The 12775-nt window shown below is 68.4% G+C and carries 13 protein-coding genes; 4 read left to right on the top strand and 9 right to left on the bottom strand.

From position 1 onward, the window contains the following. Positions 1 to 74 precede the first annotated feature (74 nt). On the top strand, positions 75 to 1037 hold the full coding sequence (trxB, locus tag A8W25_RS16275) for a thioredoxin-disulfide reductase (RefSeq protein ID WP_067162155.1): 963 nt from the start codon (positions 75 to 77) through the stop codon (positions 1035 to 1037). A 54-nt stretch (positions 1038 to 1091) separates the two neighbouring features. Then, complete coding sequence (gene trxA / locus A8W25_RS16270; protein ID WP_067162153.1) at positions 1092 to 1424, top strand: thioredoxin; 333 nt, start codon at positions 1092 to 1094, stop codon at positions 1422 to 1424. Between the two features lie 122 nt (positions 1425 to 1546). Here trxA and A8W25_RS16265 read toward each other — a convergent pair whose 3' ends face one another. The 9 genes from A8W25_RS16265 to rpmH form a co-directional block, all read right to left on the bottom strand. Further along, entirely contained in the window at positions 1547 to 2164 is a 618-nt protein-coding gene (locus tag A8W25_RS16265) for a GNAT family N-acetyltransferase (RefSeq protein ID WP_067162151.1), read from the bottom strand. A 331-nt stretch (positions 2165 to 2495) separates the two neighbouring features. Then, positions 2496 to 3599 carry a ParB/RepB/Spo0J family partition protein gene (locus A8W25_RS16260; RefSeq protein WP_079126128.1) on the bottom strand — a complete coding sequence of 368 codons (1104 nt, stop codon included), beginning with the start codon at positions 3597 to 3599 and terminating at the stop codon, positions 2496 to 2498. Continuing rightward, positions 3596 to 4675 (bottom strand): ParA family protein, encoded by a 1080-nt coding sequence (locus A8W25_RS16255; RefSeq protein WP_079126127.1) that lies wholly within the window; start codon positions 4673 to 4675, stop codon positions 3596 to 3598. Before A8W25_RS16255 ends, A8W25_RS16260 begins: the two co-directional genes overlap by 4 nt. Positions 4676 to 4954: 279 nt before the next feature. Beyond that, positions 4955 to 5674, bottom strand: coding sequence for a 16S rRNA (guanine(527)-N(7))-methyltransferase RsmG (gene rsmG, locus A8W25_RS16250; RefSeq protein ID WP_067162147.1), 720 nt, complete (start codon positions 5672 to 5674; stop codon positions 4955 to 4957). Between the two features lie 149 nt (positions 5675 to 5823). Further along, the gene (locus A8W25_RS16245; RefSeq protein WP_067162146.1) at positions 5824 to 6333 is read right to left on the bottom strand and encodes a protein jag; all 510 of its coding nucleotides are present in this window, start codon (positions 6331 to 6333) and stop codon (positions 5824 to 5826) included. Positions 6334 to 6347: 14 nt separating this feature from the next. Then, positions 6348 to 7634: a membrane protein insertase YidC gene (yidC, locus tag A8W25_RS16240; RefSeq protein WP_067162144.1), complete on the bottom strand. Its 1287-nt coding sequence runs from the start codon at positions 7632 to 7634 to the stop codon at positions 6348 to 6350. Positions 7635 to 7637: 3 nt separating this feature from the next. Then, positions 7638 to 7973, bottom strand: a complete 336-nt coding sequence (gene yidD, locus A8W25_RS16235) for a membrane protein insertion efficiency factor YidD (protein ID WP_067162142.1) — start codon at positions 7971 to 7973, stop codon at positions 7638 to 7640. Then, positions 7970 to 8341 (bottom strand): ribonuclease P protein component, encoded by a 372-nt coding sequence (gene rnpA / locus A8W25_RS32460; RefSeq protein WP_079126126.1) that lies wholly within the window; start codon positions 8339 to 8341, stop codon positions 7970 to 7972. Before rnpA ends, yidD begins: the two co-directional genes overlap by 4 nt. 18 nt (positions 8342 to 8359) lie before the next feature. Beyond that, the gene (gene rpmH, locus A8W25_RS16225; RefSeq protein WP_006381191.1) at positions 8360 to 8497 is read right to left on the bottom strand and encodes a 50S ribosomal protein L34; all 138 of its coding nucleotides are present in this window, start codon (positions 8495 to 8497) and stop codon (positions 8360 to 8362) included. A gap of 385 nt (positions 8498 to 8882) precedes the next feature. Here rpmH and dnaA point away from each other — a divergent pair, with 385 nt between their 5' ends. Then, positions 8883 to 10661, top strand: a complete 1779-nt coding sequence (gene dnaA, locus A8W25_RS16220) for a chromosomal replication initiator protein DnaA (RefSeq protein WP_079126125.1) — start codon at positions 8883 to 8885, stop codon at positions 10659 to 10661. 882 nt (positions 10662 to 11543) lie between these two features. Next, the gene (gene dnaN, locus A8W25_RS16215; protein ID WP_067162139.1) at positions 11544 to 12674 is read left to right on the top strand and encodes a DNA polymerase III subunit beta; all 1131 of its coding nucleotides are present in this window, start codon (positions 11544 to 11546) and stop codon (positions 12672 to 12674) included. Positions 12675 to 12775 lie beyond the last annotated feature (101 nt).

Below are 12775 nucleotides of genomic sequence, written 5' to 3'. Positions count from 1 at the left end.
CGTTGGGTGGGGTGAGAGTCCTGGACCGGACCCCGGTAGGCAGTAGGCAGTCCGCAGAGACGAGGAAGAAACCCGTGAGCGACGTCCGTAACGTGATCATCATTGGCTCCGGGCCGGCCGGCTACACGGCCGCGCTCTACACCGCGCGTGCGTCGCTTCAGCCGCTGGTGTTCGAGGGCGCCGTCACCGCCGGTGGCGCGCTGATGAACACCACCGAGGTGGAGAACTTCCCCGGCTTCCGTGACGGGATCATGGGCCCCGACCTCATGGACAACATGCGGGCGCAGGCCGAGCGCTTCGGTGCCGAGCTGCTCCCGGACGACGTCGTGGCCGTCGACCTCAGCGGCGAGATCAAGACCGTCACGGACACCGCCGGCACCGTCCACCGCGCCAAGGCCGTGATCGTCACCACCGGCTCCCAGCACCGCAAGCTCGGGCTGCCCAACGAGGACAAGCTCTCCGGGCGCGGTGTCTCCTGGTGCGCGACCTGCGACGGGTTCTTCTTCAAGGACCAGGACATCGCCGTGGTCGGCGGCGGCGACACCGCGATGGAGGAGGCGACCTTCCTCTCGCGCTTCGCCAAGTCCGTCACCATCGTCCACCGCCGGGACAGCCTGCGCGCCTCCAAGGCGATGCAGGAGCGCGCCTTCGCCGACCCGAAGATCAAGTTCGCCTGGGACAGCGAGGTCGCCGAGATCCACGGCGACCAGAAGCTCTCCGCTCTGACGCTGCGCAACACCAAGACGGGCGAGACCTCCGAGCTGGCCGTGACCGGCCTCTTCATCGCCGTGGGCCACGACCCGCGCACCGAGCTCTTCAAGGGCCAGCTCGACCTGGACGACGAGGGCTACCTCAAGGTCGCCGCGCCCTCCACCCGTACCAACCTGACCGGTGTCTTCGGCGCCGGTGACGTGGTGGACCACACCTACCGCCAGGCGATCACCGCCGCCGGTACGGGCTGCTCCGCCGCTCTCGACGCCGAGCGCTTCCTGGCCGCGCTCGCCGACGACGAGAAGGCCGCCGCGGCCGCCGTCTGAACCATCCGATCCTCCCTCCCCACCCCCCTCACCCATACCCGCAAGGAGGCTGCCGTGGCCGGCACCCTGAAGAACGTGACCGATGCCGACTTCGACGAGGTCGTCCTCAAGAGCGCCAAGCCCGTACTCGTGGACTTCTGGGCGGCGTGGTGCGGCCCGTGCCGCCAGATCGCCCCGTCCCTGGAGGCCATCGCGGCGGAGCACGGCGACCAGATCGAGATCGTCAAGCTCAACATCGACGAGAACCCGGCCACTGCCGCCAAGTACGGCGTGATGTCCATCCCGACCCTGAACGTCTACCAGGGTGGCGAGGTGGCCAAGACCATCGTCGGCGCCAAGCCGAAGGCCGCTCTGCTGCGCGACCTCGACAGCTTCATCGGCGAGTAAGTCCCAGCCACGCTGTTTCACGTGAAACAACGCGAACGGGCCCGGCCCCCCGAGGGGGCCGGGCCCGTTCGCGTTTCCGGACGACCACGAGGGCCGTGACGTTCCGCTGATGCCTTGGGGTTCTACAGGGGCCGCAGGGCGGGCTCCTTCTGGACGGCTCCCAGCAGCCGGTCCAGCGCCAGCTCGACGTCTTCCTTCCAGGAGAGCGTGGTCCTCAGCTCCAGCCGCAGCCGGGGATACCGGGGATGTGGCCGTACGGTCTTGAAGCCCACCGCCAGCAGGTGATCGGCGGGCAGCACACAGGCGGGCTCGCTCCAGCGGGCGTCGCCGAACGCCTCGATGGCTTTGAAGCCCCGGCGCAACAGGTCCTTGGCGACCGTCTGCACCATCACTCTCCCCAGCCCCTGGCCCTGATACCCGGGCATGATCCACCCCGTCATCAGCTGTACCGCGTCGGGGGACACCGGGCTGGTGGGGAAGGCAGTGGCGCGCGGCACATAGGCGGGCGGGGCGTAGAGGACGAAGCCCACCGGTACGTCGTCGACGTAGACGACCCGGCCGCAGGAGCCCCACTCCAGGAGCACGGCCGAGATCCAGGCTTCCTTTTCGAGCTCGGGCGTCCCTGCCTTTATCGCGGCCTCTCCGCTGACTGGGTCAAGTTCCCAGAAGACACAGGCGCGGCAACGCTTGGGAAGGTCCGGAAGGTTGTCCAGCGTGAGCGGTACAAGCCGACGCCCCATGAAGGCTGCTCCTCGCTTCCCTCGCCTGCCGCCCCCTGGGCGGCTGCCAGTGCACTCCGTTCCCGGAGAAGGCTGGCGACGAACCCGCCGAACACCCCGAGGCCCAGCCCCGCTGTCACCAGTCGGGTACGGCTCACCGTTCGCATGGCTCCCCGCCCTCCCTCCGAAGTGGCCCAAGGTGGATGTGCCATACCAGAACGCATCGTATCCACCCACCGCCGGTGCGGATACCGCACAACAGCAAAGGGCGGGCTGTGTTCCCGTATGCATCGGAACACAGCCCGCCCTTCACGACAACTGCCGTGCCTCAGACGGTGAGTGGGTCACCGCCTCAGGCTTCGCCGCCCTCCTCGGACTCCTCGGAGAGGCTCTTGTCGAGGACCCGTCCCTCGCCCGGGGCGAGGGTGCCGAGGATCCGCTCCAGATCGTCCATCGACGCGAACTCGACGACGATCTTTCCCTTCTTCTGGCCGAGGTCGACCTTCACCCGCGTCTCGAAGCGGTCCGAGAGCCGGGAGGCCAGATCGGAGAGTGCGGGCGACAGCCGGGTCCCGGCGCGCGGGCCCTTCGCCTTGGCGGCGCTCTTTGGCTCCGAGTTCAGCAGGGTCACGATCTCTTCGACCGCCCGCACCGAGAGCCCCTCGGCCACGATGCGGTGCGCCAGCCGGTCCTGCTCGTCCGAGTCGTCGACCGAGAGCAGTGCCCGGGCGTGGCCCGCCGAGAGCACCCCGGCCGCCACCCTGCGCTGGACCGGCGGCGAGAGCCGCAGCAGACGCAGGGTGTTGGAGACCTGCGGGCGCGACCGGCCGATGCGGTCCGCCAGCTGGTCATGGGTGCACTTGAAGTCCCTCAGCAGCTGGTCGTAGGCCGCCGCCTCTTCCAGGGGGTTGAGCTGGGAGCGGTGCAGGTTCTCCAGGAGCGCGTCCAGGAGCAGCTTGTCGTCATCCGTGTCCCGCACGATCGCGGGGATCCGCTCCAGGCCCGCCTCACGGCAGGCCCGCCAGCGGCGCTCGCCCATGATGAGCTCAAAGCGCTCGGGCGTCAGCTGCCGTACGACGACAGGCTGGAGGAGCCCGACTTCCTTGATGGAGGTGATGAGTTCGGCGAGGGCGTCCTCGTCGAACACCTCACGCGGCTGGCGCGGGTTGGGCGTGATCGAGTCCAGCGGCAGTTCCGCGAAGTACGCCCCCGTGGGCGCCTTCAGCTGCGCGACCGCCGACTCGGTTGCCTGGACCGGCACCGGTGTTTCACGTGAAACAGGAGGCGCCGCGAGCGTGGCCACCTTCGCCGCCGCCACCCCGCGCTCCGCGCCGAGCATCGGCACCGCCGCCGGGGACGTGGAAGCCGTCCCCACCGAAGGCGCGGCCTTCTCCTGCGGGGCTGCGGGGATCAGCGCACCGAGCCCCCGCCCCAGACCTCTACGTCGCTCACTCACTGGATCCCCTCCGACATGCTGTGCTGGTTGTTCTGACTGCCCACGGGGATGTGAGTCGTCGGGTCGTAGTTGATGCCGACCCCGCGCAGCGCGATCTCGCGGGCGGCTTCGAGGTACGAGAGCGAGCCGCTGGAGCCCGGGTCGTAGGTGAGCACCGTCTGGCCGTAGCTCGGAGCCTCCGAGATACGTACCGATCGCGGGATGCTCGTCCGCAGGACCTCGTGGCCGAAGTGGCTGCGCACCTCGTCGGCCACCTGGGAGGCGAGCCTGGTCCTGCCGTCGTACATGGTGAGCAGGATCGTCGAGACATGCAGGTCGGGGTTCAGATGCCCCCGCACCAGGTCGACGTTCCGCAGCAGCTGACCCAGTCCCTCCAGGGCGTAGTACTCGCACTGGATGGGGATCAGGACCTCGGCACCGGCGACCAGGGCGTTGACGGTGAGGAGCCCCAGGGACGGCGGGCAGTCAATCAGGATGTAATCCAGCGGCTGCTCGTACGCCTGGATGGCGCGCTGCAGACGGCTCTCCCGTGCCACCAGCGACACCAGCTCGATCTCCGCGCCGGCCAAGTCGATCGTGGCCGGGGCACAGAAGAGGCCCTCCACGTCCCGGACCGGCTGGACGACCTCGGAGAGCGGCCTGCTCTCCACCAGGACGTCGTAGATCGAGGGGACCTCGGCGTGGTGGTCTATCCCCAGCGCTGTGGAGGCGTTGCCCTGCGGGTCGAGGTCGACCACCAGAACCCGGGCACCGTGCAGCGCCAGGGAAGCGGCGAGATTGACCGTGGTAGTGGTCTTTCCTACGCCGCCCTTCTGGTTGGCGACCACCATGATGCGTGTCTGGTCCGGCCGGGGCAGACCCTCGCCGGCACGGCCGAGAGCTTCCACCGCCAGCTGGGCAGCACGACCAATGGGGGTGTCGTCCATCGGGGGCGGTGTTTCACGTGAAACATCCTCCCCCGCCGACTCGGTACGGGGACCGGGGACCGGATCGGTCATCGGTCCCGCGATGTTGGCGTCGGACCGCAAGGATTCACTCTCCTCGACTTCAGGCTCGCAATGCACAGAGCCTGCCATGCTTTCGGGGTCGTGAACCAGCGAGGTCCGTTCTTCTGTGGATGAATCCACGTCTGTGGACAACTCCGTAGCCCGTGAGGGGGACTCCAGGGCCCCGCCCAAGGGCTTGCGGTCGCGCGGCGCGGCATTACGGCCGCGGCTGATGATTCCATGCAGCAGAGAGCGACGTTTCACGTGAAACACGATGCACGCGCCCTGCGGTCAGATCGTTACGACACTCCGAAATGCGTACCTATCGCGCCTTCTATGGAGCATCCGCCCCTGAACGGCCCCTGCCGGTCAGCGGCGGCGCCTGGTACGGCTGGTCCTGGCGGCCTTGGCACGCTTGGCGGCGAACCGCACACCGCCCGGGCTCTCCCCGACCTCGACCCGCACGACTGTCGACAGCGGGTCCACGACGCCCTCACCGACATGCAGCACTGAGGTATTCACCACACCCAGCTTGCTCAGCGCGGCCCGCGCACCCAGGATCTCCTCCTCGGCGGTGTCGCCCTTGAGCGCGAGCATCTCGCCGTACGGGCGCAGCAGGGGCACGCCCCACCCGGCCAGCCGGTCCAGCGGAGCCACCGCACGGGCCGTGACCACATGCACCGGCTGCACCTTGCCCAGCATCTCCTCGGCCCGGCCGCGCACCACGGTCACATGGTCCAGGCCCAGCAGCTCCACGACCTCCTGGAGGAAGTTGGTGCGCCGCAGCAGCGGCTCCAGGAGCGTGATCTTCAGGTCCGGGCGCACCAGCGCCAGCGGGATACCGGGCAGACCGGCCCCGGAGCCCACGTCGCAGACCGTGACACCCTCGGGGACGACCTCGGAGAGCACGGCGCAATTGAGCAGGTGGCGCTCCCAGAGGCGGGGCACCTCACGCGGACCGATCAGGCCGCGCTTGACTCCCGCGTCCGCGAGCAGCTCGGCGTACCGGACGGCTTCCGGGAAGTACTCGCCGAATACCGCGCGCGCCTCTTCGGGCGCCTGGGGAAGCTCTGCTGCTGCCTCCGTCACGGGGGACCGTCCTTCCGTACCGCGCTTCCCGCGCTGGGGTGGCTGACTATCAGGCTGACAAAGATCGGCCCCGTCTGCGAACAGACGGGGCCGAGACCGGGGATCCCGGGGGAAAACCCCAAGATCCTCGGCAGAGGACTAAGGACCGCTCAGGCGGGGAGCACGACGACGAAGCGCTGCGGCTCCTCGCCCTCGGACTCGCTGCGCAGACCGGCGGCGGCGACCGCGTCGTGCACGACCTTGCGCTCGAACGGCGTCATGGGCTGGAGCTTTACCGGCTCGCCCGAGTTCTTGACCTCGTCCGCGGTCTTGGCACCCAGCTCGGCCAGTTCCGTGCGCTTCTTGGCCCGGAAGCCCGCGATGTCGAGCATCAGACGGCTGCGGTCACCGGTCTCCCGGTGCACGGCCAGCCGCGTCAGCTCCTGGAGCGCCTCCAGCACCTCACCGTCACGGCCGACGAGCTTCTGCAGCTCGCGGCTGTCGGCGTCACTGATGATCGAGACCGCGGCACGGTCCGCCTCGACGTCCATGTCGATGTCGCCGTCCAGGTCGGCGATGTCGAGCAGGCCCTCAAGGTAGTCGGCGGCGATCTCCCCCTCCTGCTCCAGGCGGGACAGGGTGTCGACACCCTCGGCGGCCGGGGTGGTGCCTTCCGTCACGGATGGACTCCTTCTTACTTCTTGGACGGGTGCTTGGGCCGCTGCTGACCCTTGCGCTGTCCGGACTGGGCCTTGCTGCGTGCGGTACCGGAGGCGGGCTTGCCCGCCGTCTTGGACTTGGCGGCCTGCGGCGCGTCCTGCTTCGCCTCGGTGTCCTCGTCCGACGTGCCCTTGTCCAGCGAGGTCTTCGCCGGCTCCTCACCCTCGCCGCCACCCTGCGCGGCGGCCGCACCGGACTGGCGCTGGGCCTTGGTAAGGCGCTTGGGCTGCTGCCGCTTGGCCGCGGCGCCCTCCGCCTCGGCCACGGCGGGGTCGCTCTTCACCACGGTGCCGTCCGCCTGGGCGGCGAAGCCCTGCTTGGCCAGGCCGGCGATGAACTTGCGCTCGTTGTCGTTGCGGTCCGGGCCCTTGGCCACGATCGCCTGGACGACGGCCCGACGGCGCTTGCCCCGCACATCGCTGTGGGCGGCGACGCTCTTGCTCAGTCGCTCCAGGTAGCTGGCCTGCGCCTTGGAACCCGGCGTCGGGTTCTGGTTGATCACGTACATCTGCTGGCCCATGGTCCACACGTTGGTGGTCAGCCAGTAGACGAGGACACCGACGGGGAAGTTGATACCCATCACGGCGAACATGACCGGGAAGACGTACATCAGCATCTTCTGCTGCTGCATGAACGGCGTCTTCACCGAGAGGTCCACGTTCTTCGTCATCAGCTGGCGCTGGGTGAAGAACTGCGACGCGGACATCAGCACGATCATGATCGCGGTGATCACACGGACGTCGGTGAGGGTGGCGCCGAGGCTCTCGACCTTGTGGGCGCTGTCCGTGAACTTGGCCGCCAGCGGGGCGCCGAAGATGTGGGCCTTCTGGGCGCTCTCCAGCAGCGGCTGGTTGATGACGCCGATGGTCTTGCCGCTCGCGATGCCCGACAGCACGTGGTACAGCGCGAAGAAGAAGGGCGACTGCGCCAGGATGGGAAGGCACGAGGAGAGCGGGTTGGTGCCCGTCTCCTTGTACAGCTTCATCATCTCTTCGGACTGACGCTGCTTGTCGCTCTTGTAGCGCTCCTGGATCGCCTTCATCTTCGGCTGGAGCGCCTGCATGTTCCGGGTCGACTTGATCTGCTTCACGAAGAGCGGGATCAGACAGATCCGGATCAGCACCACCAGGGACACGATGGACAGTCCCCAGGCCCAGCCCGTGTCCGGCCCGAAGATCGCGCCGTACAACTTGTGGAACTGGACGATGACCCAGGAAACAGGCCAGGTGATAAAGCTGAACAGACTGGCAATCGTGTCCACTAATCAGGCTCCTTGAGCATTGGGCGAGGTCTCTGCGGCCGGGCTGGGCTCGGTCTCAGCGGCGGACTGCCCGCCCTTGCTGCCGCGCCAGGCGTTGCGCAGCGCCTCGTGCCAACGAGGGCGCTTGCGTTCGGGGACGTAGTCCACGCCGCCCGGCGACCACGGATTGCACCGCAGGATGCGCCAGGCGGTCAGTGCCGTGCCCTTCACCGCGCCATGCCGGTCAATGGCCGTGAATCCGTAGTGGGAACACGACGGGTAGTACCTGCAGACGGGCCCGAGCAGCGGGCTGATCGTCCACTGGTACAACTTGATCAGGGCCAGCAGCGGGTACTTCATCGCGCACCCCCTCCCAGCAGCCGCCGAAGGGCGGCGTCCAGGTCTTGGGCCAGATGTGCATGATCGGCATCGCCCGCGCCGGGCAATGCTCGTACGACCACCAGGCTACCGGGGGGCAGCTGGGACAGCCGATCGCGCATCAGATGGCGAAGCCTTCGCTTCACCAGGTTGCGGACGACCGCCACACCCACGGCCTTGCTGACGACGAAACCCGCACGCGTCGGGGAAGCGCTCTCCCCAGGCGCGTGCGGGTCCGTTGCACCGCTGCGTAGATGGACGACGAGGAGCGGGCGACCGGCCCGGCGTCCTCGGCGTACCGCGGTCGCGAAGTCTTCGCGCCGCCTCAGCCGATTCTCGGTAGGCAGCACGTCATGACCTGTATGCGATTAGGCGGACAGGCTGGCGCGGCCCTTGCCACGACGGTTCGCGAGGATGGCGCGACCGGCACGGGTACGCATCCGCAGGCGGAAGCCGTGGGTCTTGGCGCGACGACGGTTGTTCGGCTGGAAGGTGCGCTTGCTCACTCGGGGGCTCCAGAAATGTTTCGGTGGTGGCGGGACATCGCCTGGCTGTCACCGTGCGCCCACGAGAAGCTCGCAATTCGCGAAGCTCGCAATACGCCCGAGTGCACCGCTTCACGATCACAGACCGTGATCTTTGCCCATCGGAGGCAGGCGGCAGCAGCCATCGACAACTCGACCTGGTTACGGTACGCGCGGCTACGCCATCCGGTCAAACCAGCGTCTTCGCGGGGCCCACTGTGCACAGCCTGTGGACAACAACTTGAACCACGTCAGTCGCCGCGACTACCGTGGCTCGACCCCGACTCTTTTCCTTTCTGTCCTTGCCTGTCCTTCCATCCCGTCCCGAGAACCACACATTCGTGGGACCTGCGAGAGAGCGTGCCTTGTGGCTGACGTACCTGCCGATCTTGCCGCAGTGTGGCCACGAGTGCTGGAGCAGCTCCTCTCAGAGGGCCAGCAGGGCATCGAGCCCAAGGACAAGCAGTGGATCGAGCGCTGCCAGCCGCTCGCCCTGGTCGCCGACACGGCGCTGCTCGCCGTCCCCAACGAGTGGGGCAAGCGCGTCCTGGAGGGCCGCCTGGCCCCGCTGATCAGCGACACGCTCAGCCGTGAGTGCGGCCGCCCGATCCGGATCGCGATCACCGTCGACGACTCCGTGGGCGAGCCTCCCGGCCCCGGCCCCCAGTCCGCGCCGCCCCAGCAGCAGCCGCGCTACCAGGACGACGGCTACGGCCGCCCGGCCGACGACGGCCTGCCGACCGTGCGCCCCGCCTACCCGGACTACCAGCAGCAGCGCCCCGAGCCCGGCGCCTGGCCGCGCGCCCAGGAGGACCTCTCCTGGCAGCAGCAGCGCCTCGGCGGCTTCCAGGACCGCGACCCGTACGCGACCGCCCGCCCGCAGCAGCCGCAGCACGACTACCGGCAGCCGCAGATGCCCGAGCGCCCGCAGTACGAGCAGCAGCCGCAGCAGTACGAGCAGCAGGCGCAGCCGTACAAGCCGGAGCGCCACGAGCTCCCCGAGCCGCAGGCGCCGCAGCACCACGGCGGCCCGCATCCGGGCGGCGGCGCCCCGCGTCCGATGGGCGGCCCCTCGTCGTCCTCGGCGGCCCAGCCGGGCGGCCCCGGCGAGCCGCACGCGCGCCTCAACCCCAAGTACCTCTTCGACACGTTCGTCATCGGTTCCTCGAACCGGTTCGCGCACGCGGCGGCCGTAGCCGTCGCCGAGGCGCCGGCCAAGGCGTACAACCCGCTCTTCATCTACGGCGAGTCGGGCCTTGGCAAAACGCATCTTCTGCACGCCATCGGGCACTACGCCCGCAGCCTCTACCCCGGCACCCGCGTGCGGTACGTGAGCTCCGAGGAGTTCACCAACGAGTTCATCAACTCGATCCGCGACGGCAAGGGCGACACCTTCCGCAAGCGGTACCGGGACGTGGACATCCTCCTGGTCGACGACATCCAGTTCCTGGCGAGCAAGGAGTCGACGCAGGAGGAGTTCTTCCACACCTTCAACACGCTCCACAACGCCAACAAGCAGATCGTGCTCTCCTCCGACCGGCCGCCCAAGCAGCTGATGACGCTGGAGGACCGGCTGCGGAACCGTTTCGAGTGGGGTCTGACCACCGATGTGCAGCCGCCGGAGCTGGAGACGCGTATCGCGATCCTCCGTAAGAAGGCGGTGCAGGAGCAGCTCAACGCCCCGCCGGAGGTGCTGGAGTTCATCGCGTCCCGGATCTCGCGGAACATCCGTGAGCTGGAGGGCGCGCTGATCCGGGTGACGGCGTTCGCGTCGCTCAACCGGCAGCCGGTGGACCTGGGGCTCACGGAGATCGTGCTGAAGGACCTGATCCCCGGCGGCGAGGACTCGGCGCCCGAGATCACGGCCGGCGCGATCATGGCGGCGACCGCGGACTACTTCGGGCTCACCGTCGAGGACCTGTGCGGATCCTCGCGCAGCCGGGTCCTGGTGACGGCGCGCCAAATCGCGATGTACCTGTGCCGCGAGCTCACCGACCTCTCGCTGCCGAAGATCGGGGCGCAGTTCGGCGGCCGCGACCACACGACGGTGATGCACGCCGACCGGAAGATCCGCGCGCTGATGGCCGAGCGGCGCTCCATCTACAACCAGGTCACCGAGCTCACCAACCGCATCAAGAACGGCTGAGCAGGCCGCTCACAGAGCCCCTCAGGGCGCCCGGGACACCGTCCCGGGCGCCCTTTTTGTTGCCCAGGAGCCCGCGTAAGACGCCGTCCCCACCTCTGTGGACGGCTCGCCACGACGACTCCGCAGGGCCCGCGCCCGCTCCCGGTGTTCGAATACGCGCCGGTCAGAGGGGGTTCTCCACAGATTCGGCGACTTTTCCCCGTCCACACCCTGGGGACTGTTCAGTTGTCCAGATTGCATCCACAGGCCGACCCCCTGATACTCCATCACCCCAGGTCAGATACTTGTGGATTTGTGCGCGAGCGCGCTCCACAGGCTGTGGATGAAATCTCTGTCCACAGCCTGTGGTCAAAGTTGTCCACCGGCGGCCCACAGGCTGGGGCATGTTGCCCACAGCTTCTCCACAGCGCTGTCCACTGTTCGGCAACGCAACACCTCTCATCACCGGGTCGAGTGAAAGGCGTCACACCAACGAGCCGGTTGGGCTGTGGGGAACGTGGGTAAAGCTGGGGACGGCCCTGGGGAGAAGTGGGCCCTGCCTGTGCATCGGGTGTGCAGAACTTTCGGGTGTCCACAGAACCGGTGAGTTGTCCACGGGCTCCACCCACAGGCACGGTGGACAAAAAAGTGGGGTTGACCTGCGAAAACGGGGTTATCCACCGTTTCCACAGGCCCTACTACTACTCCCACTTAGAGTTAGCTCGGATTTCGCTTCGAAGTGGGGCCTGTGCACAACTCGGGCCCGGTGGCCCTCCGACCTCTCGCCACGACTTGACCCCGACTAGCACCGAGTGTCAGCGGCGTACGTCAGACTGGTCCCCGGCGAAACAGCCGACGACGAAAGCCAGCAGGGCGAGCCAGCAACAGCAGGAGGCGGTTCCGGTGAAGATCCGGGTGGAGCGCGATGTTCTCGCGGAGGCGGTGGCGTGGGTGGCCCGCAGCCTCCCGGCCCGTCCGCCCGCGCCCGTGCTCGCGGGCCTTCTTCTGAAGGCGGAGGACGGCGCCCTCAGCTTCTCCAGCTTCGACTACGAGGTCTCGGCGCGGGTCTCGGTCGAGGCCGAGGTCGACGAGGACGGCACGGTGCTCGTCTCCGGCCGTCTGCTCGCCGACATCTGCCGTGCCCTGCCCAACCGCCCGGTGGAGATTTCCACAGACGGTGTACGGGCGACGGTGGTCTGCGGCTCCTCCCGCTTCACCCTCCACACCCTGCCTGTGGAGGAGTACCCGGCGCTGCCGCAGATGCCGACCGCGACCGGCACCGTTCCCGGTGAGGTCTTCGCCTCCGCCGCCGCCCAGGTCGCCATCGCCGCCGGGCGCGACGACACGCTGCCCGTGCTGACCGGTGTCCGCATCGAGATCGAGGGCGACACGGTCACCCTGGCCTCCACCGACCGCTACCGCTTCGCGGTCCGCGAGTTCCTGTGGAAGCCGGAGAACCCGGACGCCTCCGCGGTCGCCCTGGTGCCCGCCAAGACGCTCCTGGACACCGCCAAGGCCCTCACCAGTGGTGACACGGTCACGCTCGCGCTGTCGGGCTCGGGCGCCGGAGAGGGCCTGATCGGCTTCGAGGGCGCCGGCCGGCGCACCACCACCCGCCTGCTCGAAGGCGACCTGCCGAAGTACCGGACGCTGTTCCCCACCGAGTTCAACTCGGTCGCGGTGATCGAGACCGCCCCCTTCGTCGAGGCCGTCAAGCGCGTCTCCCTGGTCGCCGAGCGCAACACGCCGGTCCGCCTCAGCTTCGAGCAGGGCGTGCTCATCCTGGAGGCCGGCTCCAGCGACGACGCACAGGCTGTGGAAAGGGTCGACGCCAACCTGGAGGGCGACGACATCTCGATCGCCTTCAACCCGACCTTCCTGCTCGACGGCCTGAGTGCCATCGACTCCCCGGTCGCCCAGCTCTCCTTCACGACCTCGACCAAGCCGGCGCTGCTGAGTGGCAAGGCCGCGCTCGACGCCGAGGCGGACGACGCGTACAAGTACCTGATCATGCCGGTGCGTCTCTCCGGCTGATCCACCCGGCTGACCTGCGGGGCCACGTTCGTCTGAGCGGCCGACCCCACAGGTGTGTGCCCGTGTCCCGGCGTAGGCTCGGACACGGGTACGAACGCCAC

It is taken from the genome of Streptomyces sp. ERV7, assembly GCF_001653515.1.
In the GTDB taxonomy this organism is placed as follows: domain Bacteria; phylum Actinomycetota; class Actinomycetes; order Streptomycetales; family Streptomycetaceae; genus Streptomyces.
This window is presented reverse-complemented; position numbering and strand designations above follow the sequence as displayed.